Consider the following 26,824-nt stretch of genomic DNA (forward strand, 5'->3'; position numbering starts at 1 on the left):
ATGCTGTCCGGCAGCTTTTTTGCAAGCGACAACGATCCCAGGTGTCCTGCATCCCTGCTCTTCTGCATGAGATCCGTGCGCAGGAGATCGCACCCACCTCTCGAGTACGTGACGTGGGGTGTCCGCATCCAAGGGGTGATGAGGAACGTTTGCTCGATCGTGATGCTCTCGACGGTGGCACTGCTGGCGCCGCTGGTGGGATGTAGTGCAGGTTCCACAAACGCCGCCCGCACCGCGAAACGGGCGGAAGCGCAGCCGTCTCCCGCGGCGACGGTGGACTGTTCCGCCGGTGACGTGACACTGAGTTTCGACGGCCGCAACGGCGACTACACCGGCATGTCCCACGATGGCGCTCTGCTGGTGCTCCGCAACACCAGCTCGAAGACGTGCCGGGTGCCGAAGCGGCCACAAATCACTCTTACGGACGCCACGGGAAAGCCGGTTGCAGCGAAAGCCAACGTCCCGCCCGGCATGCATCCGGGCCCGGTCCTGGTGCCAGTGGCCCTGGCACCAGGAGCATCCGCGCAGGGATCTTTGCGATGGGTGATGGGGCCCGTCTATGACAGGAACACCTGCGTCGACACTGCCCATGCCGCCATTACGCTGCCGGGCGGTACCGTTGCTGCGGATCTTCGCGCACACCTCTGCGGACAGACTGGCTCGCCCATGGAGTATGAGCAGGAGTGGTTGCAGCTGTCGACCGCTGCGAAGGAGCAACCGTAAGCAGACGCCCGACGCGATACAGTCTTTGATGTGGAGAAGCCGATCGACAAGCTGGGATTGATTGCAGGGAACGGACGCTTTCCGTTTCTGCTGCTGGACGCCGCGCGTGCTCGGGGGCTGCATGTGGTCGTCGCTGCCATCAAGGAAGAGACCGATCCGGAGATGGACATGCGCGCCGCCGCGGACCGCGGGATGGAAGTCCACTGGATGAGTCTGGGCGAATTATCCCGTCTGATTGAAACGTTTCAAAAAGCGGGCGTAACGAACGCTGTAATGGCCGGTCAGGTCCGGCATAAGCAGATCTTTTCTGCCATCCGCCCGGACTGGCGGCTGGCCAAACTGCTGCTGAGTTTGCGCACTCGATCTACGGATATGCTGCTGGGCGCGGTCGCGAAAGTGCTAAGCAACGAGGGAATCGAACTCATCAGCTCCACCGCATATCTTGAGCCGATGCTGGCGCGCACGGGCGTGTTGACCGCGCGCACGCCCAATGATGCCGAGCGCAATGACATCGCCTATGGGCTCACCGTCGCGCGCGGCATCGCCGGCTTCGACCTCGGCCAGACGGTCGTCATCGCAGCGGGCGCATGCGTTGCGGTGGAAGCGATGGAGGGCACGGACGCAACCATCGAACGTGCGGGCGCATTGATGGGGACCGTCGAGGAAGAAGCGTCCACGCTGGCGCGATCATTGACGGTGGTGAAGGTGGCAAAGCCGAAGCAGGATCTACGCTTTGACGTGCCGGTCGTAGGCGTTCCCACCATCCGGGCGATGGCCGCCGCAGGTGCCACGTGTCTTGCGGTAGAGGCTGGGCGCACGCTGCTGTTCGATGAAGCGTCGATGTTGCGTGAGGCCGACGCTGCCGGCATCGCCGTTGTCGGTGAATCGTCCAGCGGCGGTGTAGCAAACCGTTGAACAGTTTTTAACGGGTGACAATGTTTTTACAATTCGCCACGGTTGGCGCTTCCCGAGCCCATTGTGCTGAGTCATACTGATCACCGATTGCAAAATCACCGCCGCGGCTGCACGTCTTGCCACGGCTTGAAGCAATGAGCCAGAGGCTAAGGGAGATTCACCATGCAGCGTGCAGGATTGTGGTCGATGGTATTGGTTGCGGTGCTGGCAGTGGGTGCCACCGCGCGTTTGGCAATGGCAGCGGGCGCTGGCGCCATGCTGGAACCGGGCGCAACCGCGCCGAACTTCACACTGCCCTCGCAGGAGGACAAGCAGGTGAGCCTGTCGCAGTACAAGGGCAAGTGGGTCGTTCTGTACTTCTACCCGAAGGATCAGACCGCCGGCTGCACGCTGGAGGCGCATAACTTCCAGCGCGACCAGGCGATGTATGACAAGGACAACGCGGCCGTTCTGGGCGTGAGCCTGGACACGGCCGAAAGCCACAAGGTTTTCTGCACCAAGGAGAACCTCACCTTCAAGCTGCTGGCCGATCCTGACCACAAGGTTGTGGATGAGTATGGCGTGCCGGTGATGGCGATGGGACCGATGAAGGCCGCGAAGCGCGTCACCTACCTGATCTCGCCAGCGGGCAAGGTCGTCAAGGTGTGGCCGGATGTGAAGGTTGCGAACCACAGTGAGGAAGTTCTCGCCGCCATCGCAGAAGCCAAGGCTGCCAAGTCGTAAGTCAGAAGTTTTGAATCAGAGAAGGGGTACGGCAGATGCCGTGCCCCTTTTTGTCTTCTTCCGAGGTCTTATATCAAGTCCATGCCCCGAACAATCTTCCGCAAAGCCTTCACACTCACATTGCTGACGACCGCGTCATGCGTGGCGCAGACGGCAACCTCCCATGAATCCGCAGACGTGCTGTGGTATCGGCAGCCCGCGGCAATATGGGATCATGCGTTGCCCATTGGCAACGGCAGACTTGGAGCCATGGTCTTCGGCGGTGCAAACAGCGGTGTGAACAATGGAGATCAGCAGGATGAAGCGAAGAACGCCGACGTCCTGGATGGCAGCAAGACCTCCGGTGCCGATGAGCATCTGCAGTTGAATGAGTCCTCTCTGTGGCAGGGAAGCCGGAAGGATCGCCTCAATCCAAAGGCGCACGATGCCTTCCCACAGATTCGCAAGCTTCTGCTCGATTCCAGGGGTGTAGACGGCGCAAAGATCGCCGCGGCAGAGAAGCTTGCGCAGGAGAGCTTGCTCGGTATGCCTCGAGGCATGCCCGGCTACAGCACCCTGGGCGATCTCTATTTACGAAGCACGGCGAAGTCAGCGGTCACGGAGTACCGCCGCCAGCTTGACCTCGACACCGGCGTTGTTCGAGTGACCTACACGAGTGCCGGTGTGCACTACCGGCGAGAGGTCTTTGCTTCCATTCCAGGACAGGTCCTCGTCGTTCGACTCACCGCTGACCGCAAGGGAGCCATCAGCTTCCGCGCCAGCATGGATCGGCCGGCGGACTTTCAGGTACGAACCCGCGGTGACAACACGCTCGTCCTTCGTGAGGGAGCCACGCACAGCGACCAGATTCGTTTTGCCGGCGAAGCCACTGTGCTGCCCAGCGGAGGGCGCGTCCGCACCGAGGGGACGGAGGTGGTGGTAACCGGCGCCGATAGCGCAACGGTTCTGATCGCCATGGCTACGGATTTCAAGGGCGGTCCGTTTACCGGGGGAGATCCTGAGACACTCTGCGCAGAGGTCCTGGCGAAGGCCGCGAGGCAGCAGGTGCCGGCCCTGCTGGCCGCACAGGAGGCCATCTCGCAGCCCATGTATCGCCGAATGTCTCTGCAGCTTGGAACCGCGGACGCAACGTTGGAAGCTTTGCCCACGGATGAACGCGTCAAGCGCGTCAGCGGCGGCGCCGATGACCTTCGTCTTCAGCAGCTTTACTTTGCATTCGCCCGGTACCTGTTGCTCAGCTCTTCGCGAACGGATGGTCTGCCCGCCAACCTGCAGGGTATCTGGGCAGCGGGCATCAGTAATCCATGGGGATCGAAGTGGACGATCAACGTGAACACCGAGATGAATTACTGGCTGGCCGAACCTGCCGGTCTCTCTGAAACGACCCTGCCGTTGATCAACCTGGTCGATATGGTGCGCACGCCCACAAGCGGTACCGGCACGCAGGTGGCGCAGAAGTACTACGGCGCGCGTGGCTTTGTGATTCATCACAATACCGACCTGTGGGGCGACGCGGAACCGATCGACGGCTATCAGTATGGTGTATGGCCCATGGGCGGTGCATGGCTGGCGCTGCACGCCTGGGAACACTATGCCTTCACACTCGACAAGGACTTCCTGCGGTCGCGCGCCTGGCCCATCCTGCACGATGCTTCTCTCTTCTTCCTGGACTATCTTGTGGACGATGGCGCGGGGCATCTCGTGACGGGACCTTCTCTATCACCGGAGAACATGTACGTTCTGCCGGACGGTTCGAAGCATGCGCTGACCATGGCACCCACCATGGACGTTGAGATCGTCCGTGAGTTGTTGACGCGCACCCTGGATACCGGGCACCTGCTGGGCGAGGATCCCGCATTCTTACAGCAGGTCGAGACAGCGCGGGCAAAATTGCCGTCGTTCGCCGTGGGCAAGCTGGGGCAGTTGCAGGAATGGCAGCGCGATTATGACGAGAACGCGCCGGGGCACCGTCACATCTCTCACCTGTGGGCGCTCTATCCCGGGACGCAGATCTCTTTGAGCCATACACCCGACCTGGCGGCGGCCGCACGTATTTCCTTGGAGCGGCGGCTTGCCAACGGCGGCGGACAGACCGGCTGGTCGCGTGCCTGGGTCGTCAACTACTGGTATCACCTGCACGACGGCCAGCAGGCCTATGACAGCCTGCAGGTCCTGTTCCGTCAGTCGACCTTTCCCAACCTGATGGATACACATCCGCCGGGCGTCTTCCAGATCGACGGAAACCTCGGCGCAGCCAACGGCATGCTTGAAGCGATTGTGCAGTCGCGTTGGGCGAGTGATGCAGCGGAGGTAGAACTGCTACCCGCCCTGCCAAAGCAATGGATGCAGGGAGAGGTGCACGGTGTACGGGTGCGTGGCGGTGCTGCGCTGGACCTGCGCTGGAAGGATGGTCGCATCGTCTGGATGAAGATCCATGCCGATCACGACGAAGCATTCCGCCTGTTGCCGCCCGTCGGCCAGACCATTGCGCGGGTTGAATCCGCGGGCCGTAGAGTTGCCGCAGCCGGCGATCCCGTCGCGCTCAAGGCAGGAGCGACTTACGAGGTCGTCTTCCAATGAGTGATGCAGGCACGCAAAAAGGCCCGGAGCCTCTTGGATGAGGAGCCGGGCCTTTTTGCTTGCCTTGACTTCAGTGGTGCGGGTTAGGGAAGAACCAATTACTTGGCGGTCTTCTTGGCTGCCTTCTTCGCGGTGGTCTTCTTTGCCGCGGTCTTCTTCGCAGGAGCCTTCTTGGCCACTGTCTTCTTTGCTGCTGTCTTCTTTGCTACGGTCTTCTTCGCTACGGCCTTCTTGGCCACAGCCTTCTTCGCTACGGCCTTCTTCGCCACAGCCTTCTTTGCAGGAGCTGCCTTCTTCGTTGCCAAAGTTTTGCCTCGCTGATTGGATTTTGCCGCCTTGCTGCTGACGACCTTGCCACCACGTTTCGTCACCGACGGTTTCGTGGCAGACTTCTTTGCACCGGACTTCTTCGCGGTCGACTTCTTCACGACAGCTTTTTTCGTGGAGGTCTTCTTCGCGACAGTCTTCTTTGCGGGTGCAGATTTCTTAACAGCCACCTTCTTCGCGGCCTTCTTGGCTACTTTCTTTGCAGCCTTCTTCGCGGGTGGTGGGGGAGTCTTTTTCGCAGCCTTCTTCGCCGCGGGAGGTAGAGTCTTCTTCGCCGCCTTCTTTGCGGCGGGCGGAGGAGGCGTCTTCTTTGCGGCCTTCTTCGCTGCTGGCGGCGGAGTTTTCTTCGCTGCCTTCTTCGCTACAGCCTTTGCAGGTGCAGTCTTCTTCGCGACCGTCTTCGCGGGTGCTGCCTTCTTTGCAGGAGTGGAGACGCTGCTCAGCGTGGCCGCGACCGGAACCTCGGTAGCACTCTGCTCGGGAACGATCGACTCTTCGTCTGCGGGCGTATAGGGATCCACCTGGCTGGACGGGGGCGCCTTCAGCGTGGCCTCTTCCGCGTGGTGTTCACTGTGCAGCATCTTGTCGCTGCCCTCGGCGTCGGTATCGTCGTCGCGGTCTTCCTCGTCGTCGATGTCATCTTCTTCATCGTCCAGAGTGACGTCGTCATCATCGTCGTCGGAGGTCGTGGTGACTTCATCCTCTTCGTCTTCGTCGTCGTCGAAGTCTTCGTCCTCATCCGTGTCGAGCTCGGGCTCGTCGTAATCGTCTTTGGGTGAGGCGTACAGCTTCAACTCTTCATCGAACATCATGGTTCAACCTCCAGCTACCGTTGCAGGTAGGATGCAACAAACCCAGCGGACGCGTGACGCAATCGCAGACGAAATCACACGATTGCAACACAGCATTATGGTGCACCGCAGATGGTGCAATGGCAAGAAGAAGTTTTGTGTGTGCGCAGATTTTGGTTCTGCTCCTTCTTCCTACGGCACCGCAGTAGTTGCTCGCGTTCTGCGCACAACGTTCTATCGCAACTGTAGCGCTCTTGCAAAGCCTGTGCGCATACGTCCTTAGAGTCATTCGCTAAACTGGATGGATGGCTTCGATCGTTAAAGCAATCCGCGGCACGCGTGACCTGCTGCCCCCTGAGACGGCACTGTGGAATCGCGTGGAGAGTACCGCGCGCAAGGTATTCGCACGCTACAACTTCGGTGAGATCCGCACGCCCGTCCTCGAAGCTACCGAGCTCTTTGCACGCGGCGTCGGTGAAGAGACCGACATCGTCAGTAAAGAGATGTACACGTGGGAAGACCGCGCACGGGCTGCGAGCGAGAAGGCGCAGTCGCTGACGCTGCGGCCCGAGAACACGGCCGGCGTCGTCCGCGCCTACATTGAGCACAAGCTTGGCGACACGGGACAGCTGCAGAAGCTGTATTACATCGGACCGCAGTTCCGTCGTGAGCGGCCACAGAAGGGCCGCTATCGCCAGTTCTTCCAGATCGGTGCAGAGGTTATTGGACCTGCAACGTCCGGCAGCGAATCGCCGCTGCGCGATGCGGAGATCCTGGAGATGCTGGCCACGCTGCTGGATGAACTCGGCATTCCACGCGCCAGTGCGGAGAATGAGTACAAGGGCTGGCGGCTGTTGCTGAACTCGGTTGGTTCGTCGACCGACCGTCCCCGCTACGTCGCTGCACTACGTGAAGCATTGCTGCCGGTGAAGGATCAGATGTGCCCCGACAATCAGCGGCGCGCCGAGACGAATCCGCTGCGCGTGCTGGATAGTAAGGACGAGGCCGACCAGGAGATCATCAACGCTCTGCCGAAGATCGCGGACTATCTCGACGAGGCATCGACACAGCACTTCAATGAGGTCAAGGCGGCTCTGGATGCGTGCGGCGTGCCGTACACGGTCAATCCGCGGCTGGTGCGTGGCCTGGATTACTACACACGCACAACGTTTGAATTCACGGTCGACCTTGGTCTGGGCACGCAGAATGCGTTGCTGGGCGGTGGCCGCTATGACGGCCTAAGCGAGATGCTGGGTGGACCGAAGGCGCCGGGCATCGGCTTTGCCATTGGTGAAGATCGTTTGATTCTGACCCTGCAGGCTCTGGAAGAAGCTCGCGTTGCGGCGGAAGGTGAGGCGGATATGGCAAAGATCGACGCGTACATTGCGCCGCTTAGCCCCGCGCAGAATGCTGCCGCCCTTGCGCTTGCGCGGACGCTCCGTGCCGGTGGTCTGAGTGTCGAAGTGGGCGACGGCACCTTCCGCCTGAAGAAGAGCTTCGACGCTGCGGACCGCGTCGCTCGCAGCATCGTGATCCTCGGCGAGGACGAGGTCAATGCGAAGTCCGCGACGGTGAAGACGTTCAAGACTGGCGATCAAGCGAAGGTCGCGTTTGAGGATCTGCCGCAGGCGCTGAGCGGCCAGGCGTAACCCGGAACCCACGTCTCAGAAAGCGAGACGTGGGTACCCGCTTTGTTGCCCACCGCGCGTCCCTTCTGTACCCTGCTGCCATGCACGAAGTCCATCCTGCAGATCATCCCATCCACGGTGTGCGCGACTTCCTTCTCCACCTTTTCACCATCACGGTGGGTCTGCTCATCGCGCTGGGACTGGAGAACATCGCGGAGTACGTTCATCACCGCCACCTGGTGCATGAGGCGAGAGAGAATCTTCATCACGAGATCGAAGACAACCGCAAGGATCTGAAGGACGTACTGGAAGCCATCCCAAAAGAACAGGCGCGGTACAAGGACCTGCTGACGTATCTGCAGGCACGTGCCGAGGGCAGGCCGTCCGAGATCCACAAGGTGATGATCGGTGTTGAGATGATTACGCCGCAGGACGCCAGCTGGCAGACCGCCAACGCAACGGGTGCACTGAGCTTCATGCCATATAGCGAGGTCCAGCGTTATGCCACTGCCTACCAGCTGCAGAAAAAGCTCGATGCGCTGCAGGAAGCTGCGATACAGCCTGTAATCCTGCTCATTGCGACGGTCGGTGGCGGTGACCCGGAGAAGCTCAGCAAAGAGGATCTGGCAGGCGCCATCCCGCAGGTGAGGCAGGTCGCGGCGCATCTGGAATCGGTGCGCGAGATTGGTGCCGATCTCGACAAGCGCTATGCGGATGCTCTGAAGGGCGAATAGCCGATCTACTTGATGACGCCACGCTCGCTCTTGGCGATGAAGTCGGCGAGGTAGCCGACACGCTCACCAAACTCGCCGCTGGCGATCTTTTCCCGGATGGTCTCAAGTGCCTGCGAGGTATTCAGCTTGCTGCCCTGCAACAGACGATAGGCCGCGCGAAGCTGCTTGATCTCGTCCGGTGTAAAGCCGCGACGTTCCAGCCCAACCTTGTTGATGCCGAAGGCGCGGTTCTCGCGCCGGACGCTGGTCAGGGAGTAGGGCATCACGTCCTGCGTGATGGTGGTACCGCCGCCAATGTAGGCGTAGGCGCCAATGGTGCAGTACTGGTGCACGGGCGCGTTGGCGCTCAGAACGGCGTAGTCCTCCACGATGACGTGGCCGGCAAGCGTCGCACCATTCGGCAAAATGCAGCCGTTGCCGATGTGGCTGTCATGGCCGATGTGGACGTACGCCATAATCAGGCAGCCATCGCCGATGGTCGTTTCTCCCCCGCCGCCGACGGTCCCACGGCTGACCGTGATGCTCTCGCGGAAGGTGTTGCCGTTGCCGATGGTCAGCTTCGTCGGCTCGCCCTTGTACTTCAGATCCTGCGGGCTGCAGCCGAGCGATGTGAAAGGGAAGACGCGGTTGTCATCGCCCATGGTCAGGTGACCGTGGAGCACGACGTGACTGATCAGTTCGCAGCGCTCGCCCAGCACGACGTTCGGCCCCACGATGCAGAAGGGGCCTACGGTGCAGCTCTCCGGCACCACGGCACCGGTGGCGACAATCGCGCTGGGATGGATTGGCATGGCTAGACTGCGGCCTCAGGCAGCGCAGTCGGATCCTGCTGGGGATTCGATTCGCCGACCGTGGTCGCGGCAGGTGCGGCTGCCGGTGCAGAGGGACGCGGCACAAGCTGGCACATCACTGTGGCCTCGCAGGCGACCTTGCCATCGACGGTCGCGACGCCATGCATCTTGACGGCGCGCGAACGCCACTGCAGTACCGTGACCTCGATGCGTAGCTGGTCGCCCGGCGTGACGGGACGGCGGAACTTTGCGCCGTCGATGCCAGTGAAGACCATCAGCTTGTTTTCGCGGTCGGGGATCTCGTTCAGCAGCAGGCAGCCGCCGGCCTGCGCGATGGCTTCGACGATGAGCACGCCGGGCATCAGCGGATAGTCGGGGAAGTGACCTGTGAAGTGCGGCTCATTCGCCGTCACATTCTTCAGGCAGACGATGCGCTGCTTCGGGTCTACCTCGATCACGCGGTCGATCAGCAGAAACGGGTAGCGGTGCGGCAGCAGCTTCATAATCTGCTGGATATCCATTACGGGGGTATGGCTCTCACTCATGGCTCCCAGCAGTATAGTTTGCCGCCGTGTCTGCGGGTGGGTGCCTAGTCGTCGTCATCGTCCTTGTGGGCGTCCTTGGGATGCAGGATCATCTGCGGCACCGCGGCGCTGTTGCCCATGGCGTCCTGCCACAGAATGACGTTAAGTTTGCGTGGGTCCGCGCGATCTTCGTGGGTGAAGTCCATCTTCGCGGAGGTCTTCGCGCCAATGGCCTGCGGCGTGTTCGCCGTGTAGATCAGCTTGTTATCACGGTTGCTGTAGTCCGCGGCGTAAGGTGCAACGGAGCCGTCGCCACTGAAGATCTGGATGAGCGGCGCGAGGGCGTCGTTGTTGTTCATGGGCGGCAGGCCCAGCAGGTCTTCCATGGTGCGCAGGACGCTCACGGTGGTGTAGAAGTTGTGATCGACCGTAGCGGTCGTGCCGTGCGGTGCGTACTTGCTGGCGATCAGGGCGATGCTGCGGTGCGCATCTACATGATCGGCACCATCCTGTGCGTCGTCTTCCAGGAAGAAGACCGCGGTGCTGTCCCACAAGTTGCTGTGCGACACGGCGTCGACCAGGCGGCCTACAGCCAGATCGTTATCCGCCACGGAGGCACGTGGTGTGGGGCTGCCGGCCTTGGTGCCCGCGGTGTGGTCGTTGCCCATCCGCATCATGATGAAGTTGGGCATGGTGTCGTGTCCGGCAGCCATATCGGTCTGCCACTTTGCCAGGTGCGTGCGGAACTCCTCGAAACGCAGTTGCTCCGGGAAGCTGAGTTCGAAGTCCGGATAGAGCGGATCGTAGTGGTTCTGCAATTCGGGCTTAGTTGCTGTGTTCTTCGCGATGAGCGGAATCGGCCACGGGTAGGGGCTGGTGCCGCCACCGTAGTTTGTGGGGATGGGTTCGCCCGGTCGGATGGCTGTGCGTGGGCAGCCGGTCGCCTGGCCTTCCGGCGTGCCGAGCAGCGGGCTTCTGTCCTGGGCCTTCGGCTTGTCCGTGCAGAAGTCCGTGTTGATGAACTCGCCGAAGTGCATCAGCGACTTGCCGTGACGTGCAAGATTCGTCCAGATGTAGCCGCTTGCCGGCTCGTTGACATCGCTGATGCCTTCGGCCAGCGGATAGCCCTGCTCGACCACGCCCTCGAAGTCATACATGCGCTCGTCGCCGCGGTAGCTCTGTTGCCAGATGCGTTCGGTGTAGTCGCTGGTGATGCCTGCGGTTGACCAGACGTGGCCATTGCCGGAGACTTCGCCGGAGTCATAGAAGTTGTCGAGCACACCGTACTGCAGCGCCAGCTTGTGTTCGTTGGGCGTGATGCTCTTGCCGTACATGGCCAGTGAAGGATCGCCGTCGCCCACGCCGAGGTCGCCGAGAATCTGGTCGTATGTGCGGTTCTCCTTGATGACGTAGATCACATGCTTGATGGGATTGGTGCCGCCGGCGAAGCGGAGGTGCTCCTGCGCGGCATTCATGCGGTTGCTGGTCATGACCGCTGCGGAAAGCTTCGCGAGGTCGGGCATCGCCTTGGTCAGGTCGATGGAGGCGACGGAGCCGTAGAGCAGTGTGGCGATGTACGCATGGGCGCGTGGCTTGAAGAGCTTAGCCGCGGCAGGATCGCGGGGAGCCACGGCGGGAGCGGCATTGGGGCCGGTGCTCTTGCCTTTGCCGGTGGCGACCAGAAGATGGCCGGCGTGCACGGTGACGGCAGTTGGAAACCACTCAGTGGGGATGAAGCCTGCGGCGGTGGCCGGCGTTTTCAGGCTGAGCTTGTCGCCTGTGTGCAGTACCGCGATGGCGTTGGAGCCGGAGTTCGCGACGAAGAGATCTTTGCCGTCGTCGCTAAAGGCGAGCGCGGAGGGAATCGCTCCGAAGAGCGTCTGGCCGGGGAGACGTGTGTCCCATGTGCCCATCAGCTTCATGCGTGCGCCGTTCAAGCCTACGGCTGCGACCGCGTCGCGATTCGCAAGGGCGATGTACAGGCGCGACTCATCCGCGCTAAGGCGCATCGCCGCCGGGTGTGAGCTTGGGTCAATGGGCCGCGTGGGCGGCATCAGTGGAAGTGTCTGTACGGTTCGGCCTGAGACGAGATCAAGCTCGGCAACTGCGGAGCCATTCCACAGACCAACGAAGGCGCGGCGGCCATCGCGGCTGACCGCGAGACTGATGGGGTAGGTCGAGGGCACCACCGGACTGCTCGCCAGGTCGAAGCGCTTGAGTGTGGCGCCGGTGGCCGTGTCCATCAGCAACACGTCGTCGGAGTAGACGTCGGCGATCAGCAACTGGTCGGCTGCGCCGCTCCTGCCGGGAACGAGTGCAAGGCCTGTGGGAACGGGGATTGCCTTGCCCGCGGGCGTGTCCTTATTCAATTCATTCTGCTTGCGACCGGGTGCGAGCGTTTGCAGCGGTACCTTCAGAAGGCGTTCCGGAGTGATGGAGCCATCGTGGAAGCTGTAGACCGCGATCGCGTTCCCAGTGGCCTCTTTGCCCTTGCCTTCAGGGTCCGTCAGGGAATCGAGGCTGGCGTACAGATGCGTTCCATCGGCCGAGAAGACAAGCCCCGTATACAGCGTCTGCGGCATGTTGCGCGAGGTGCGCCGCTCCGGAAAGTCCTGCACGGCGTCCGTCGCTGCATTAATGATGGCGATGGATTGCTGGTAGTCACTCTCCGCCGTGCCGTAGCCGCCATTGACGACCGCGACATAGCGCCCGTCGGGCGAGGTTGCCATGGCCATGGGCAGGCTGTTCAGGCGCTGCGGGGCGCCCGGCACGGGGAGCAGAAGCTGCTTGCTGGTGGGCAGGTTCAGGACTGTCTGCGGCTGCTGCGCAAGGGCCAAAGGTGAGGCGAACGAAGCAGAGAAAAGAGCTGCCGTGAGAACACGCTGGGGACGCATGCCGAGCATGATACTCAAGGAATGTGAAACTGGTATTCCTACCGGTTGCGTGCGTTCCCGGAAAGCCAGTAAGGCTCTCCCGCGGGAATGAAATCGATTTTCGTGTCGTGGAAGACGGTCTTCAGCCAGGTGGCGCAGTTGTCCATGCCTGGCTCTTCCGAGGTGTAGTGACCCAGCAAGATCATGGCTTTGTGGCGGCCCTGCTGTTGCGCATCCCAGACGTAAGAGATGGTCTCCCACTCAGGAATTTCGCCAGCAATCAGGACTTCGACATCCTCGCGTTCCAGAGCCTGAATCTGTCGGGCCTCGCCGGAAGCTCCCGGCGCGTAAGCTGCCTTGGATACCTTCATATTCGGGTCGCCCACCACGCGCACAATGCGGTTCCCCATGCTTGCCTGTAGCTGCTGCGCCAGCGCCTTCACGGTTGTCGTGGGGATCGTGTAGAGGTATTGATTGTCCGCGTTCTGGAACTGCTTCCATCCAGCCTTCTTCGTCCAGCCCTCTGCAATGCCATCCGGCTTGCGCGCGTGCCAGCCGTCATGCCAGCGGAAGATGACGAGGCCGTGCTCGCGGATGTACGCCATCTTTTCGGCGTAGACCGGATCGTTCTTGAAGAGGGTGTCTGCATCCTGGTGGTTATAGAAGGTCGGCTCGTGCGTGATGATGAGATTCTCATGCGCCGCAACAGCCTTGCGCAGTACGTCCATCGAAGGTGCAATCACCGTTGCGATGCCCGTGACGACGGTGGCCGGGTCACCCGCCTTGATGGTGTCCACGGTGTTCGGCACCGCTGTGACGCCTGCGGCCTCGCGCATCTTCGCGATAACCTGTTCTGCGGTGAGGGACTGTTGGGCTTGCGCGGAGAGTGTCAGTACGAACAGAGCGAGCGAGACAGGGCGAAGGAGTGGCATCGAGGACAGTGTCGTCCTGAGTGATACCGAATGACAAGGGGGCAGGGACAGTAGTGAAAGAAGTTGACTTCCGATTACAAATATCCGCCTAGTTTCCGAAAACACCGTTTTGCGGGAGCGCCTGAAGGCAGTAATTTGAAGGTGTGACATACGCTACGGTGGTTTCGGAGATGTTGAGCCGCCTTCCCCGGCTAGCGACTGCTTACCATGCGAAGTTTGCATATATGGACGATGAGGAACCCGGTCCCTATATTGTCTTCGGATCCGTCCTCATTCCAGCTTTGGCTGAGGCTCTGGAAGAGGGCGATCTAGGAACAATCCTTCCTATTTGCGCCTTCTTGGAAGACGCCTCATTCGATGCGCGCAAAGACAACGGATTGGCGGCTCTTATTAAGGTCGAGGTATCTGAGTGGCTTGGGTGGGCTGCAAATGAGGATCGGCTTGCCCCTTGGCTTGGCTCAGAGACGAAGCTCATTTGCAACTATGTTCCTGGTCTTGCGACGCAGCGGAGGCAGCTACGAGATGAAAAGAAAGAGCAAAGCCTTTTCTCCCGATTCGTGGCAAACTTCAGGGGATCCAGCCCGGAAGGGTGACCGCCCCCGCCGCATGAGCACTCACTGTTTCCGAAAACACCGTTTTCTGCGAACGAGGCAGTTCCGAGTTGCCGTGCCCAGTCACAATTGGGCCTCAGCGCGATATGCTGTCACTCAAACTATGTCGGCCAGGAAAGAAGTCACGTTTGGATCGCGTCCCAAGATCCTCTTTGTCAGGATCTCCCAATGTGCTGTAGCGCTCTGCTTTATCGCGGTCCTGTTTGACGGACAGAGCGTCGCTTCTTTGGTTTTGATGGGCGTTCCGTTACTGTTTTTTGAGACTTACATGTCCGGGATGGTGCTCGCCCGCTTGAGTGACGACGGACTTGCGTATAAGCGTTTGGGAACGTGGAAGGAGTTGCGGTGGACAGAGTTCGCTTATGGCGGTGTATCGCCCCTTGGGACGATCCGGGTGAAGCTGCCAAGTCAGCCCATTTGGCGACGCTATCTCCTGCTTTTAGTCCCTAACCCACCACTTGAAGACCAAGAGGCATTTTTACCCGGAGCTCGTCGTTTCTGCGAAATCATGGAACCTCCCAGCGGGCGTACCAACTGACAGCGTGCGTGTTACAAGCCCAACGCTCTTGTAAAGTCGGGTTTGCGGAAACAGTGACCTCGGAGCTGCCGAAAACACCGTTTTGCGGGAGCGGAGGATGTAAGCTATTCGCCTGCTGCAGTCATGACCCAGAAGGCCAGCGTGCCTAACGCACAGGCAGGCGCATACCATCGAAGCACGTTCGGCCTCAAAAAACCAGCGAGGGAAAGAAGCAGGGAGATGCAGGACAAGACCGCACCGCATCCGTAAATCCTCATCAACACTGGATCGTAAAAGCCGAAATAGTGAATCTGAGCGAAAGCTATCGTAGCCAAGCCCAAGGCTGCCGAGCCTGAAGTAAACGCGAAGGACACAAGAGACACAGTGACGCCTTCCGCCGCCGCTGCCCGCTGCTTCGACCAGCGAACCCATCCGAAAATCAGCGCTGCTGGAGTGACCAAGTAAGCCAAGGGAAGAAGCGTGTAGACGATTAAGGTGTTCACTCTGCTCATGATCGGGCACTCGTTGAACTAATCATCCTTTAAAGTCGGGTTTTCGGAAACTGCGTGAATTGCGAACGCTAATGCCGTTCCCGTCGCTAGGTGAACGTTCGGCGTCGTCGGTTTGTATAACCTTCTTCGCAAGAAAAGGCCCGGATTGCTCCGGGCCTTTTCTTGTTGCTCGTGATCGGGTTATGCCTTGCCAGCCAACTGACGCAGTACGTACTGCAGGATGCCGCCGTGCTGGTAGTAGAGGATTTCCTGCGGTGTGTCGATGCGGACGGTTGCGGGGATGCTGGTTATGGTCCCGTCAGCGTGCTTGGCTTCCACGGTGATCTGCTTGCCGTCGGCGAACTTGCCTTCCAGCATCGCCTTGAGGCCCGGGACCGAGTAGGTCTCTTCACCGGTCAGGCACAGCGATTCTGCGCTGTCTCCCGTCTGGAACTGCAGTGGCAGGATGCCCATGCCGACCAGGTTGCTGCGGTGAATGCGCTCGTAGCTCTCCGCCAGCACGAAGCGGATGCCGAGCAGGCGAGGACCCTTGGCAGCCCAGTCGCGCGACGAACCGGAGCCGTACTCCTTGCCCGCAAGGATCGCGAGCGGCGTACCGCGCTTGGCGTACTCGACCGACGCATCGTAGATCGACATGCCGGTGCCTTCGGGCAGCAGACGCGTCACGCCACCCTCGGTGCCTGGTGCCACCTTGTTACGCAGACGAACGTTCGCGAAGGTTCCGCGCACCATGACCTCATGGTTGCCGCGACGCGAGCCGTAGCTGTTGAAGTCACCCGGCTTCACACCGTTGTCCGTCAGGTACTTGCCGGCGGGGCCGTTCAGCTTGATGCTGCCTGCGGGCGAGATGTGATCGGTGGTGACGGAATCGCCCAGCACTGCGAGCACGCGTGCGTCGGCAATATCGACGACCGGAGCGGGCGTCGCAGGCATGCCATCGAAGTACGGTGCCTTGCGAATGTACGTGGAGTCGGGCTCCCATCCGTACACGTCGCCCAGCGGGAACTTCAGGCCTTGCCAGTTCTTGTCGCCGTCGCTGACGGTGCTGTACTGCTTGCGGAACATCTCGGCGTCGATGGAGTCGGCAACGGTCTTGTTGACCTCTTCCTGCGACGGCCAGATGTCCTTCAGGAAGACTGCGGTCTTATCCGGCGAGAAGCCGATGGGTTCCTTGTCGAAGTCGAAATCAATCGTGCCGGCGAGCGCGTACGCCACGACGAGCGGCGGGCTCATCAGGTAATTGGCGCGCACGTCCGAGTTGATACGGCCTTCGAAGTTTCGATTGCCGGACAGAACAGAGACAGCGACCAGACCGTGATCTTCGATGGCCTTGGAGACATCGGTGGGCAGCGGTCCGCTGTTGCCGATGCAGGTGGTGCAGCCATAGCCGACGGTGTTGAAGCGCAGGGCATCCAGGTACTGCGACAGACCGGCCTTGTCGTAGTAGTCGGTTACAACGCGCGATCCCGGCGCGAGTGAGGTCTTGACCCATGGCGGGGTCATCAAGCCCTTCTCGACTGCCTTCTTCGCCAGCAGGCCGGCCGCGATCATGACGTACGGATTGCTTGTGTTGGTGCACGAAGTGATGGCAGCGATGACAATACTGCCGTGGTGCAGGTACGGATCGACATCGATGCCGAGGCGCTCTTTGATGGAACCGATGACCTCCATGCCTGTCTCCAGGTGACCAGCCTTGCCGGGTTCCGGCATACCCACCGTGGATTCAACCGAGCCGTCTGCGGACGAGTGGCCGCCTTCACCCTGCCAGCGCGTGATCTGGCGGTCGCCCTTGACGTTGGCGTTGGGGCCGTAGAGCGTGGGAAGAACCTTGGCGAAGCTCTCCTTTGCCTGTGAGAGTGCAACGCGATCCTGCGGGCGCTTGGGTCCTGCAACAGAAGGTTCAACGGTTGCCAAGTCGAGCGAGAGCGTGCTGCTGTATTCAGCCTCGGGCGCGTCGGCGGTGTGGAACATGCCCTGGGCCTTCTGGTACTCCTCGACCAGCTTGACCTGGTCTTCGGTGCGGCCGGTCAGGCGAAGGTAGGTGAGCGTCTCTGCGTCGACGGGGAAGAAACCGCAGGTGGCGCCGTACTCCGGAGCCATGTTCGCGATGGTGGCGCGATCGGCCAGCGGCAGTTCGCTGATGCCCGATCCGAAGAACTCGACAAACTTGCCGACGACGCCGTGCTTACGCAGCATCTCGGTCACGGTCAGAACGAGGTCGGTTGCGGTGGTGCCCTGCTTCAACTTGCCGGTCAGGCGGAAGCCAACGACCTGCGGAACCAGCATGGAAACCGGCTGGCCCAGCATCGCTGCCTCGGCTTCAATACCGCCAACACCCCAGCCCAGTACGCCCAGTCCATTGACCATGGTGGTGTGGCTGTCGGTACCGACGAGCGTGTCGGGGTAGGCGACGTTGTCCTTCGTGGTGAAGACCACGCGGGCCAGGTACTCCAGGTTCACCTGGTGGCAGATGCCCATGCCGGGCGGTACAGCGCTGAAGTTGTCGAAGGCCGTCTGGCCCCACTTCAGGAAGGCGTAGCGCTCACGGTTGCGCTGGAACTCGAGCAGCGAGTTCAGGTCATAGGCGTTCTTCAGGCCATACTCGTCGACCTGCACCGAGTGGTCAATGACCAGCTCCGCTGGCTGCAGCGGGTTGATCTTCTGTGGATCGCCGCCGAGTACCTTCATGGCATCACGCATGGCGGCGAGGTCGACGATGGCGGGCACGCCGGTGAAGTCCTGCATCAGCACGCGGGCAGGCATGTAGGCGATTTCGCGGCTGGGTTCGGCGGCGGGCTGCCACTTGGCCAGGAACTCAATGTCGTCTGCGGTGACAGTCACACCATCTTCGCGGCGCAACAGGTTCTCAAGCAGAACGCGTAGCGAGAAGGGCAGGCGCGAGAGTTCGACGCCCTTGTTGGCCAGCGAATCGAGACGGTAGTAGGTGTAGCTCTTGCCGCCGCTTTGCAATGTGGCGCGTGCGTCGAAGGTGTTCAGGGAAGTCGTGCTCATGGTGATGTCAGATCCTCAAGCGTGCCGTTGATGGCTCGTGGGCTGGCCGCAGACACTGTGCTTCACAAGGTGAAACGTGGCCCGAGCGGCGTGGTGAGAAAGAGTAGCAAAGGGAGGCGACGTTTGTGCGACCGAGGTCGCTAGGCGGCGACGCGGCCGCGATCATGCTTGCCGTGACGAAAGCGCTTCAACCTGTCGAGGGAGCGGCACATGCGAACCATGTTAGCGCGGATGACCTTGGTTTCGCGAGTTCCGCCGGCCGTCGTATCGTGATTTCCATGAGCATCAACCGCACACGCGATTACCTGCTGACGCTGCCGCGTGTGGAGGAGACGCTACAGTGGGACAACCTCGTCTACTGGGTTCTGGACAAAGCGGTCGGCGGCAAGATGTTCGCCATGATCGAGCCGGAGCCGGGCGGCGCACATGTCGCCGGTTTTGCGGTGCCTCCGGATCACTATGAATCGCTGTTGGAGATTGAGGGTGTTCGCCCCGCTCCCTACCTGGCCAGAGCACACTGGGTTGTGGTGGAACGGTGGGACGTCTTCACAGCCGCCGAGTGGCAGACGCACCTGAAAGCAGCGCACGCACGTGTCGAGGCGAAGCTGCCGCCCCGAGTGCAACGCATTATGGAGCTAAAACAAAGGGAGTACCGTGCGCTCGTTCGCGAAAACCGCGCCACTGCAAAAGCCGCACGGAAGAAATAAGGGTGGCCAAGTCTCAAATGCGAGACGTGGCGCACCCGTTCCGTAAGTCGTTAGTCGTTCTTGCTGTCGCCGCGCGGCAGTTCCAGGGCCACCAGCCCAAAGCGCGTTCCGCCGCCGCTGCTCTTGATGGACACGATGTGCTGGCGCGACGGAGAACCTGACTTCAATTCAGTCTCATCCGCGTCGTCATCGTCCCGATCCCGCTTGTCGCGGTTGCTGACGTGATTGTCGTCGTTGCAGGTCAGGCCCAGGCCGGTCTTCGCTGGAGTACCGACAGGCTGCTTGTGACGGCAGGTAATCACATCGCTGTATTGCGAGAGAGCCTTCTTGTAGAAGTCCGTAATCTTCGCGGGCGAGTCGGTCGACTCAAAGCTCAGCGCAAGGACGCGCAGATGGAATGCTCCGAAGTTCATGTCCACATCGGCCGATCCACTGTCGTTGTCCTTTTCCTTTTTCTTCTTCTCCAAGACGGCTCCCGGATAGAGCGGCAACCCAACCTTCTTGCTGACGGAATCACTGTCGGTCTTGACGCTCATGCCACCCAGCGGCGTGGAGATGGCAACGTCTTTGTCACCGTTGTCGCCCTTGCGGGACTGGACCATGCAACCGGCCAGCGGCAGCAGGAGTATGAGAGCGGCGGTCGTGCGGAAGGGGACGTGCATGGGATGACTCCTCGGCAATTCTGAAAGCAGCATACGGTGGAACGTCTCGCAAGGTTCCATGACCGTTCGGGATATTTGCGCACCGCGTCGAACACCATTGGGCCTCCAGAACTCTGTAACAGAAATTGTGCAATTTTGCGCTTGACAATGTTGGTACGCTACCCCAATATCTAGGGTGGCTGGCAACCTGTGTCCCATCTGTAGCGTTGGCGTAGTAGATTCGGGTCTTTCGTCAGGGAGATGACTCGCTAGGAGGCACCCAACGTCCCTTGGAATGCTGCAAGCCCGCTGTTCCTGTCCATGAGCAAGGCCCCGCACATCGTTGCGGGGCCTCTTTTTTGGAGAATGCCGTATGCCGGAGCCAATTTCATCTCGCGATGCGGGGTGGGCGGGAATACACTTGAGGCGAATCGCCTACGGCATTTTTCATAGGGAAATGGGTCACGAGGAGCGGATTTGGCTGGGGCGGATGCAAACCGGAAAAAGTCGAGCGGACCTTTCCCGGAGATTCCGGACAAGCTCTACTTCCGTATTGGCGAGGTCGCCCGCCTGCTGGATCTGCCGGCCTATGTGCTGCGCTTCTGGGAGAGTGAGTTTCCTCAGCTAAAGCCCAACAAAGGCGGCACCGGTCAGCGTCTCTACCGTCGGCGAGATGTAGAAACTGCGCTCGAGATTCGCAAGCTGCTTTATGACGAGGGGTACACCATCCCCGGCGCTCGCCAGGCTTTGAAGGGCGAATCCCGCGGCTTGCGCGCGCTGTCACCGGCGAAAGCTCCAAAGGATCCACAACCCATCCGATCGGTGGAGCAGGCCGCCGCGGCTCTGGCAGACGAAGGGCCGGCCAGCCGGCTTCGCCGTATGAAGGCAGAGCTGCAGGCGATCGCTGCACTGCTGGATCGTCCCGCACCCGGCGCGCGACCCAAGGCGAATCCGGCGCACCGCGGCTTGCAGATCACGGCAAGGCGGCGTCTGGCAGAGGTGCCACCACCACTCTTCGCAAGCAGCTTTGATCTCGAGCTCGACCAGCTGTTGAATCCCAAAAAACCAAGCGATCAGTAATGTCGCCTGAGAGTCCTGCCTGTCCCCATTTGGGAGGCGGTGGTCAATCAGCAGCGTCAATGCTTGCGGCCACGCAGGCTAGACCTTAGGCTGTGAGCATCATGACGCAACCCAAAGACCCGCAGGACCACACCATCGGTGTCACAACGGCCGAAGTCAACGACCGCAGATACCTGGTGCGTCCCTACGACGACAAGCCCGTCGTAGAAGTAGCGGAGGGGGTTGTTGCCTGCCTGCATTGCGGTAACCCAAGCTTCCGAAGGTCGCGTCTGCGCTTTACGGACATCCTCGAAGTTCTGATGATGCGTTACCCCGTGCGCTGCACCCGCTGCGGCCAGCGGCAGTACACCGACTTTAATGTCGCCATGCTCTCATTCCCGCCACGGTCCGCAGGCCCGCGAGCCGACGATCAGGAATCATGGAAGCGGTGGACGGACCCGTCTCTGCCCGGCCAGGCTCTTGCGCGCCCGCTCTCCACCGCCCTCGGGCCGCGCGCACAAAGGCTTGAAGCGAACTCGCTGCGTCGCGACTAGCGATGCCGGAGCGTACCGTGACCTGCGGGGCAGACAGAGACATCTGACATCGCCCGCAGTTCTGCCGGTGCGAGTTGGCTAGAATCAATCCAGCTTTGACTGACACCACACCATCCAGAGGCAGGATCGCAGCGCTGTTGCGCCCAGGCGGTTCGTCGTCCGCTTACTCCGCATCGTTGCTGCTCATGATTTCCGCGCTGCTCAGTGGCGTACTCGGGCTGGTGCGCAGCAGCCTTATCGCGTACTTCTTCGGCGCGGGCGGCTCCGTCGACGCTTATAACGCTGCCTTCGAACTGCCGGAGACGATCAACTACCTGCTGATTGGCGGCGTCGCGTCGACAACCTTTATCAAGCTGCTGACGCAGTATGAGGCCGAGGGTCGGCAGGAAGAGGGCGACCGGGCACTCTCAAACATCCTGAACGTGATGTTGACGGTTCTGGCCGTGGCCGCGCTGCTGGGGATGGCGATTGCGCCGCTCTATGTGAAGTACAAGTTCCACAACTTCTACTCGGAAGAGACGGCGCGGCAGTGCGTCTGGATGACTCGTTGCCTCCTTTTCAATCCGCTGCTGTTGCTGTCAGGTGGTGTCTTTGGCTCGCGGCTGATGGCGAAGAAGATCTTCTTCTACCAGGCACTGCAACCGCTGGTCTACAACGGTGGCATCATCCTGGGGCTCGTGCTGCTGCATGCTCGCTTTGGTATCTATTCGCTGGCGATCGGCGCCGTGACCGGCGCAGTCCTTGGCATGTTTGCCCTGAACCTGGTGGGGGCGCGGTCCATCGGAATGCGGTGGTCGCCGGAGTATGACTGGAAACACCCGGCCCTGCGGGAGTGGATCCGGCTAAGTCTGCCCCTGATGCTTGGGCAGTCGCTGGTCACCCTGGATCCCCAGATCCGCAGCTATTTCGCGAGTGAGGTGAAGGGCGCGGTTGCCTTGATGAGCTACTCGCGCCAGTTGTTCAACTCGCCCATGACGGTGATCGGCCCGGCTGCGGGCGCGGCGTCACTGCCGTTTTTTGCGTCACTCTGGGCGAAGGCGGATGTTGCAGCCTTCAGTGCGGCGGTGAATCGCTCGGTCTCTCGCCTCCTGTCGGTCAGCCTGTTGCTCACGGCATTGTTGATCGCCCTGGCCTATCCGATCGTCGATGTGGCGCTGCGCCGTGGACGTTTCCACGCCAGTGACGCTTCCGCCGCAGCACAGTTGTTCGTGCTGTTCTGCCTGTCGCTGATCTTCTGGACCTCGCAGAACCTCTACGCGCGAGCCTTTTACGGCGCGGGCAATACATTGACTCCCATGATCTCCGGCACGGTCGTTACGGTGCTTTCCCTACCGGTGTACTGGCTCCTGTTCCACACGAACGGTGTGCGTGGACTGGTCATCGCATCCGACCTCGGCATTGGGGCGCACATGATCTCGCTGGCCGTCCTGTTGCATCGCAAGCGCATGGTCAGCCTTACGGAACTGCAGTGGCTCGAGCTGGGCAAGGCGCTGCTGGCATCGCTCGCAAGCGGATCTGCCGCGGCGCTTGTGCTGCACGTGCTCCCGCTTGGCACAAGCCACGCAGCCAATTTCATCCGACTGGTGCTCGGTTCCGCTGTCTGGCTGGGTGTGGCCCTCGGTCTGTTGGTGGCCATGAAGTCCTCGCTGCCCGCAGCGGTGTTGAGGCGCCGGTCTGCGAATGTGCAACTGCCTATCCGCGTCAACGCAACGGACGCACCGGATCGGAACTAGCGTCCAAAGCTCCGCGGGAGGGTATCGTTAAGGCGCGATGCAGGGCATCCGCGGCATGCTCGCAGGCCTGCAAACTGACGATGGCACGCCGATAATCGCTCTTACGCTGCTACCCTTGAAGGTGGGAAGCAGGCACGCGCAATGGCACAGGAGAAAAAACGGCTCGGCAAGAAACACAGACTGGCGCAGACACGTCCGCACAAGGGCGCGACGCCGAAGGGCGCAAAGGCATCTGCAACATCAGTTGGCGGAGCTTCGCCGAAGGGCCGCAAGACCGTCTCCGCAAAGAAGTCGGCCGCGTTCACGAAGAGCAAGGTCCGCACGCAGTCACCGACGCGCATCAAGGGCAAGGCCGTCACCGGCGCCCAGATGGCCGGAGCTGCACAGCCCGCGGAGAAGGCGCCGTCGAATCGTCCGGTGCGTGGATCGCGTGGCATGGGTGGCGACGAAGGCGTCCGGTCGCGCGTCAATATTGCGTCGCTGAGCGACCCGGAGACGGAAAACGCATTCGCGGCGATGCTGCCGCTGATCGAAGATGTCCAGCGCTCGAGCGATTCCATCGTGGCGCCGCTCTTCGCCATCTGCGGCCGACCGAATGTGGGCAAGAGCACGATCTTTAACCGGCTGACAGGCACCCGCCGCTCCATCGTAGGCGACGAGCCCGGCATCACGCGCGACCGCATCTACGGCGAAGTCGAGTTCGACGGACGCCTGCTGCGCATCGTGGACACCGGCGGCGTTGTGCCTGATGATGAAGCACTCATTCCATCCGAGATCTTCCGGCAGGCGCGCATCGCGCTCGAAGAAGCCGAGGCGATTGTGCAGGTGGTCGACGGGCGCGCGGAGCTGACGCAGCCTGATATCGAACTCGCTCGCATTCTGCTCAAGAGTGGCAAGCCGATCTTCCTGGCCGTAAACAAGATGGACACGGAGAAGATCTCGACCGACGCGGAGAACTTCCGCCAGCTTGGCTTCAAGCAGGTGTTTCCCGTAAGCGGCGAGCACGGCCTTGGCATGGGAGATCTGCTGGAGGCACTCTCTGCAGCGCTGCCGATGGACGAGGTGGAAGAAGTCGAGGACCTCGGCGACATTTATGTCGAAGAGGTAGAAGAGACCGACGAGACGAAGCGTGAGCGCAAACTGCGCAGCCACGGCGAACACATCAGCAAGGAGACGCGCGTCGCGATCATCGGCCGGCCAAACGTTGGCAAGTCGACGCTGCTGAACGCGCTCACCGGCACAGGCCGAGCCATTGTGTCACCCATTGCGGGAACGACGCGCGACGCCGTGGATGAAGTGGTCATGCGGAATGATCACAGCTTCCGCTTCGTCGATACCGCCGGTATTCGTCGCAAAGGCAAGACCACGCTAATGGCGGAGAAGCTCTCGGTCATCATGGCGCGCAAGCATCTTGAGGCGGCGGACGTTGCGCTGCTGGTGATTGATGCGACCGAAGGTGTCACCGGTCTGGACGCGAACATCGGCGGCTACGCGCATGAGAGTGGTCGCAGCGTCATCATTGTCGTCAACAAGTGGGACGAAGTCACGACCGGTCGCATGCGTCCGGACGGCAAGGACGACTACGAGGACGGCAAGGCCCCGGCCGACATCAAGGCCTACACCGAGCAGGTCCGCGATGCTCTGAAGTATCTCGACTATGCACCGCTGCTGTTCATCAGTGCGAAGGACGGCATCAACGTCGAAGAGGTCTTTAAGAAGGTGCAGCTGGTTGCGCGCGAACGTCGCAAGCGCGTCACGACTGGCCAGATGAATCGCTTCCTCGACACGGTCGAGTTCGAGAAGGCCGGAGTACCGTACAACAAGCGTCTGCGGATCTATTACATGACGCAGGCTGCGGTTGCGCCGCCGACGTTCGTGCTGTTCACGGATCGCGACGTGAAGCTGCACTTCTCCTACGAGCGCTTCCTCGAGAACCAGATCCGGGCCAGCTTCAAGTTCATTGGCTCACCCATCTGGTTCAAGGTGCGCGCACGCAACAAGAAGAAGGAAGAGTAGTCGCCAGGCGAAGAGGCCGGGAAGTTCGGAAGTCTGTTGTGAAGGAGGCCCTGGTTGCCGGGTTCTGAGCCCCGGTAACCAGGGCCATATTCGTGAGACGTTCGTCATCCTTTGCGACGGATGCCTGACGGTCCCTTGCCGCTGAATCCTGTATTCTTTCCGTTTTATGGGAGGGAATCAGATGCCGGAAGCAGCGTGTGACATTGGACTGATCGGTCTTGCCGTGATGGGGCAGAACCTCGTTTTGAACATGAACGACCACGGCTTCACTGTGGCTGTCTTCAATCGCACCACGTCCAAGGTCGATGACTTTCTGGCCGACGAGGCGAAAGGGACCAAGGTTGTGGGTACGCACTCCATCGCGGAGTTGTGCCAGAGTTTGAAGCGGCCTCGCCGCATCATGATCATGGTGAAGGCCGGAGCTGTCGTCGATGAGACGATTCAACACATCGTCCCTTTTCTTGAAAAAGGCGACATCATCATCGATGGCGGCAACTCGCTGTACACGGACAGCACCCGCCGCACGAAGGAGCTGGCGGACAAGGGAATCCTCTTCCTGGGCACTGGGGTCTCGGGTGGTGAAGAGGGTGCTCGCTTCGGTCCGTCGATCATGCCTGGCGGCAACCCCGAGAGCTGGCCGCACCTGAAGGAGATCTTCCAGTCCATCGCGGCGAAGGTGGAAGACGGCACGCCCTGCTGCGACTGGGCCGGTCCCGACGGCGCCGGGCATTACGTGAAGATGGTCCACAACGGTATCGAGTACGGCGATATGCAGTTAATCGGCGAGGCCTACCAGATGCTGAAGGATGGTCTGGGCCTGAGCCCCGACGAGCTGCACGAAGTCTTCGCCGAGTGGAACAAGGGCGAGCTCGACAGCTTCCTCATTGAGATCACCGAGAAGATCTTCGCGAAGAAGGATGAGGACGGTAAGCCCATGGTCGACAAGATCCTGGACACGGCCGGGCAGAAGGGCACGGGCAAGTGGACGGCGATCAATGCGCTGGACCTGGGCCAGCCGGTGACGCTGATCGGCGAGAGTGTCTTTGCGCGATGCCTGTCTTCGTTGAAGGAGGAGCGTGTTGCTGCGTCGAAGGTCTTCGGCGGCCCTCCAGATATTCCCGCGATCGCGGACAAGGCTGCGTTTATTGAGGATGTTCGTTGCGCGCTGTACTGCTCCAAGATCATCAGCTACGCACAGGGTTACATGCTGCTGCGGGCTGCGGAAAAAGAGTATGGATGGAAGCTCAACCTTGGCGGCATTGCGCTGATGTGGCGCGGTGGATGCATCATTCGGTCGGCCTTCCTGGGCAACATCAAGGAAGCGTATGACAAGAATCCTGACCTGACGAACCTGTTGCTGGATGACTTCTTCAAGGATGCTTTGACGAAGTACGTCGGTCGGTGGCGACGGGCGATTGGGCATGGTGTGGCTGCGGGGATTCCGATGCCGGCGTTTACGACTGCGCTTTCGTTCTTCGATGGGTATCGGACGGCGACTTTGCCTGCGAATCTGTTGCAGGCTCAGAGGGACTTTTTCGGTGCGCATACGTTTGAACGGGTCGATCAGCCGCGTGGGAAGTATTTCCATGTGAACTGGACTGGGACGGGCGGGCGCGTGGCTTCTTCTACGTATAACGCCTAGATGGTTGTTGGTTTGGGGAGGGCGCCGCGAACGCGGCGCCCTTTTGTGTTGGAGACCGTGCAGGATGGCGACGCGGCGTCGCGAGGTGTTGGAAGCGGAGACGTAGGTTTATTTCCGGCCGGTACGAAAAACTAAACCTCAGTTGCTAAAGCCCGTTTTGTTGGTGAGGTCCTTGGCACAGCTGAAGCTGTGCCCTTCCGGGCGCCTGGCATTCGTGGTTGGGCGCGGAACGCGGGAGACGATGTCTCCGCTTCGCTGCGGGATGACAAGCGTTGGATA

The 26,824-nt window shown here is 60.8% G+C and carries 20 protein-coding genes; 12 read left to right on the forward strand and 8 right to left on the reverse strand.

Annotated features, from left to right (window positions below; genetic code table 11):
* The first annotated feature begins 162 nt into the window (after positions 1-162).
* The 4 genes from BLW03_RS12505 to BLW03_RS12520 all read left to right on the forward strand — a co-directional run bounded on the left by BLW03_RS12505 (position 163) and on the right by BLW03_RS12520 (position 4,941).
* Positions 163-723, forward strand: a complete 561-nt coding sequence (locus BLW03_RS12505) for a DUF4232 domain-containing protein (protein WP_074654385.1) — start codon at positions 163-165, stop codon at positions 721-723.
* A gap of 30 nt (positions 724-753) precedes the next feature.
* Entirely contained in the window at positions 754-1,638 is an 885-nt protein-coding gene (locus BLW03_RS12510; protein WP_083350507.1) for an LpxI family protein, read from the forward strand.
* Positions 1,639-1,800: 162 nt separating this feature from the next.
* Complete coding sequence (locus BLW03_RS12515; protein WP_074654386.1) at positions 1,801-2,361, forward strand: peroxiredoxin; 561 nt, start codon at positions 1,801-1,803, stop codon at positions 2,359-2,361.
* Between the two features lie 81 nt (positions 2,362-2,442).
* A complete protein-coding gene (locus BLW03_RS12520) occupies positions 2,443-4,941 on the forward strand; it encodes a glycoside hydrolase family 95 protein (RefSeq protein WP_074654387.1) in 2,499 nt (832 codons plus the stop codon).
* 98 nt (positions 4,942-5,039) lie between these two features.
* Here BLW03_RS12520 and BLW03_RS12525 read toward each other — a convergent pair whose 3' ends face one another.
* Entirely contained in the window at positions 5,040-6,080 is a 1,041-nt protein-coding gene (locus BLW03_RS12525; protein ID WP_212733193.1) for a histone H1-like repetitive region-containing protein, read from the reverse strand.
* Between the two features lie 284 nt (positions 6,081-6,364).
* Here BLW03_RS12525 and hisS point away from each other — a divergent pair, with 284 nt between their 5' ends.
* Both hisS and BLW03_RS12540 read left to right on the forward strand, forming a co-directional pair.
* Positions 6,365-7,708 carry a histidine--tRNA ligase gene (gene hisS / locus BLW03_RS12535; protein WP_074654389.1) on the forward strand — a complete coding sequence of 448 codons (1,344 nt, stop codon included), beginning with the start codon at positions 6,365-6,367 and terminating at the stop codon, positions 7,706-7,708.
* Positions 7,709-7,788: 80 nt separating this feature from the next.
* A complete protein-coding gene (locus BLW03_RS12540; RefSeq protein ID WP_212733194.1) occupies positions 7,789-8,421 on the forward strand; it encodes a hypothetical protein in 633 nt (210 codons plus the stop codon).
* A gap of 5 nt (positions 8,422-8,426) precedes the next feature.
* Here the strand turns inward: BLW03_RS12540 and lpxA are convergent, their stop codons facing one another.
* From lpxA to BLW03_RS12580, 6 genes are all read right to left on the reverse strand, one after another.
* Entirely contained in the window at positions 8,427-9,212 is a 786-nt protein-coding gene (lpxA, locus tag BLW03_RS12545) for an acyl-ACP--UDP-N-acetylglucosamine O-acyltransferase (RefSeq protein WP_074654391.1), read from the reverse strand.
* A 2-nt stretch (positions 9,213-9,214) separates the two neighbouring features.
* On the reverse strand, positions 9,215-9,757 hold the full coding sequence (gene fabZ, locus BLW03_RS12550) for a 3-hydroxyacyl-ACP dehydratase FabZ (protein WP_074654392.1): 543 nt from the start codon (positions 9,755-9,757) through the stop codon (positions 9,215-9,217).
* Between the two features lie 44 nt (positions 9,758-9,801).
* Positions 9,802-12,630 carry a bifunctional YncE family protein/alkaline phosphatase family protein gene (locus BLW03_RS12555; protein WP_244502067.1) on the reverse strand — a complete coding sequence of 943 codons (2,829 nt, stop codon included), beginning with the start codon at positions 12,628-12,630 and terminating at the stop codon, positions 9,802-9,804.
* Positions 12,631-12,668: 38 nt separating this feature from the next.
* The gene (locus tag BLW03_RS12560) at positions 12,669-13,541 is read right to left on the reverse strand and encodes a Nif3-like dinuclear metal center hexameric protein (RefSeq protein ID WP_074654394.1); all 873 of its coding nucleotides are present in this window, start codon (positions 13,539-13,541) and stop codon (positions 12,669-12,671) included.
* 1,253 nt (positions 13,542-14,794) lie between these two features.
* Complete coding sequence (locus BLW03_RS12575; protein ID WP_212733195.1) at positions 14,795-15,172, reverse strand: hypothetical protein; 378 nt, start codon at positions 15,170-15,172, stop codon at positions 14,795-14,797.
* Between the two features lie 189 nt (positions 15,173-15,361).
* On the reverse strand, positions 15,362-18,193 hold the full coding sequence (locus BLW03_RS12580; RefSeq protein ID WP_074654398.1) for an aconitate hydratase: 2,832 nt from the start codon (positions 18,191-18,193) through the stop codon (positions 15,362-15,364).
* A 278-nt stretch (positions 18,194-18,471) separates the two neighbouring features.
* On the opposite strand from BLW03_RS12580, the gene BLW03_RS12585 reads away from it, so the two are divergent.
* Positions 18,472-18,900, forward strand: a complete 429-nt coding sequence (locus BLW03_RS12585) for an MmcQ/YjbR family DNA-binding protein (RefSeq protein WP_074655988.1) — start codon at positions 18,472-18,474, stop codon at positions 18,898-18,900.
* Positions 18,901-18,950: 50 nt separating this feature from the next.
* Here BLW03_RS12585 and BLW03_RS12590 read toward each other — a convergent pair whose 3' ends face one another.
* A complete protein-coding gene (locus BLW03_RS12590; protein WP_074654399.1) occupies positions 18,951-19,562 on the reverse strand; it encodes a hypothetical protein in 612 nt (203 codons plus the stop codon).
* Positions 19,563-20,018: 456 nt separating this feature from the next.
* On the opposite strand from BLW03_RS12590, the gene BLW03_RS20190 reads away from it, so the two are divergent.
* The 5 genes from BLW03_RS20190 (at position 20,019) to gnd (ending at position 26,545) form a co-directional block, all read left to right on the forward strand.
* Entirely contained in the window at positions 20,019-20,621 is a 603-nt protein-coding gene (locus BLW03_RS20190; RefSeq protein WP_083350510.1) for a MerR family transcriptional regulator, read from the forward strand.
* Positions 20,622-20,722: 101 nt separating this feature from the next.
* Complete coding sequence (locus tag BLW03_RS12600) at positions 20,723-21,154, forward strand: hypothetical protein (RefSeq protein ID WP_139285192.1); 432 nt, start codon at positions 20,723-20,725, stop codon at positions 21,152-21,154.
* Between the two features lie 95 nt (positions 21,155-21,249).
* Complete coding sequence (locus tag BLW03_RS12605; RefSeq protein WP_139285193.1) at positions 21,250-22,887, forward strand: lipid II flippase MurJ; 1,638 nt, start codon at positions 21,250-21,252, stop codon at positions 22,885-22,887.
* 141 nt (positions 22,888-23,028) lie between these two features.
* A complete protein-coding gene (der, locus tag BLW03_RS12610) occupies positions 23,029-24,903 on the forward strand; it encodes a ribosome biogenesis GTPase Der (RefSeq protein ID WP_074654402.1) in 1,875 nt (624 codons plus the stop codon).
* 181 nt (positions 24,904-25,084) lie between these two features.
* Entirely contained in the window at positions 25,085-26,545 is a 1,461-nt protein-coding gene (gene gnd, locus BLW03_RS12615; RefSeq protein WP_074654403.1) for a decarboxylating NADP(+)-dependent phosphogluconate dehydrogenase, read from the forward strand.
* Positions 26,546-26,824 lie beyond the last annotated feature (279 nt).

This window comes from Terriglobus roseus, from assembly GCF_900105625.1.
In the GTDB taxonomy this organism is placed as follows: Bacteria; Acidobacteriota; Terriglobia; order Terriglobales; family Acidobacteriaceae; genus Terriglobus; species Terriglobus roseus_B.

Excerpts from the sequence above, each read along its gene's own strand:
- BLW03_RS12505 (WP_074654385.1), top strand. The coding sequence starts at position 163 with ATGCTCTCGACGGTGGCACTGCTGGCGCCGCTGGTGGGATGTAGTGCA.
- BLW03_RS12515 (WP_074654386.1), top strand. The coding sequence starts at position 1,801 with ATGCAGCGTGCAGGATTGTGGTCGATGGTATTGGTTGCGGTGCTGGCA.
- BLW03_RS12520 (WP_074654387.1), top strand. The coding sequence starts at position 2,443 with ATGCCCCGAACAATCTTCCGCAAAGCCTTCACACTCACATTGCTGACG.
- BLW03_RS12525 (WP_212733193.1), bottom strand. The coding sequence starts at position 6,080 with ATGATGTTCGATGAAGAGTTGAAGCTGTACGCCTCACCCAAAGACGAT.
- hisS (WP_074654389.1), top strand. The coding sequence starts at position 6,365 with ATGGCTTCGATCGTTAAAGCAATCCGCGGCACGCGTGACCTGCTGCCC.
- BLW03_RS12540 (WP_212733194.1), top strand. The coding sequence starts at position 7,789 with ATGCACGAAGTCCATCCTGCAGATCATCCCATCCACGGTGTGCGCGAC.
- lpxA (WP_074654391.1), bottom strand. The coding sequence starts at position 9,212 with ATGCCAATCCATCCCAGCGCGATTGTCGCCACCGGTGCCGTGGTGCCG.
- fabZ (WP_074654392.1), bottom strand. The coding sequence starts at position 9,757 with ATGAGTGAGAGCCATACCCCCGTAATGGATATCCAGCAGATTATGAAG.
- BLW03_RS12555 (WP_244502067.1), bottom strand. The coding sequence starts at position 12,630 with ATGCGTCCCCAGCGTGTTCTCACGGCAGCTCTTTTCTCTGCTTCGTTC.
- BLW03_RS12560 (WP_074654394.1), bottom strand. The coding sequence starts at position 13,541 with ATGCCACTCCTTCGCCCTGTCTCGCTCGCTCTGTTCGTACTGACACTC.
- BLW03_RS12580 (WP_074654398.1), bottom strand. The coding sequence starts at position 18,193 with ATGAGCACGACTTCCCTGAACACCTTCGACGCACGCGCCACATTGCAA.
- BLW03_RS12585 (WP_074655988.1), top strand. The coding sequence starts at position 18,472 with ATGAGCATCAACCGCACACGCGATTACCTGCTGACGCTGCCGCGTGTG.
- BLW03_RS12590 (WP_074654399.1), bottom strand. The coding sequence starts at position 19,562 with ATGCACGTCCCCTTCCGCACGACCGCCGCTCTCATACTCCTGCTGCCG.
- BLW03_RS12600 (WP_139285192.1), top strand. The coding sequence starts at position 20,723 with ATGACGCAACCCAAAGACCCGCAGGACCACACCATCGGTGTCACAACG.
- der (WP_074654402.1), top strand. The coding sequence starts at position 23,029 with ATGGCACAGGAGAAAAAACGGCTCGGCAAGAAACACAGACTGGCGCAG.
- gnd (WP_074654403.1), top strand. The coding sequence starts at position 25,085 with ATGCCGGAAGCAGCGTGTGACATTGGACTGATCGGTCTTGCCGTGATG.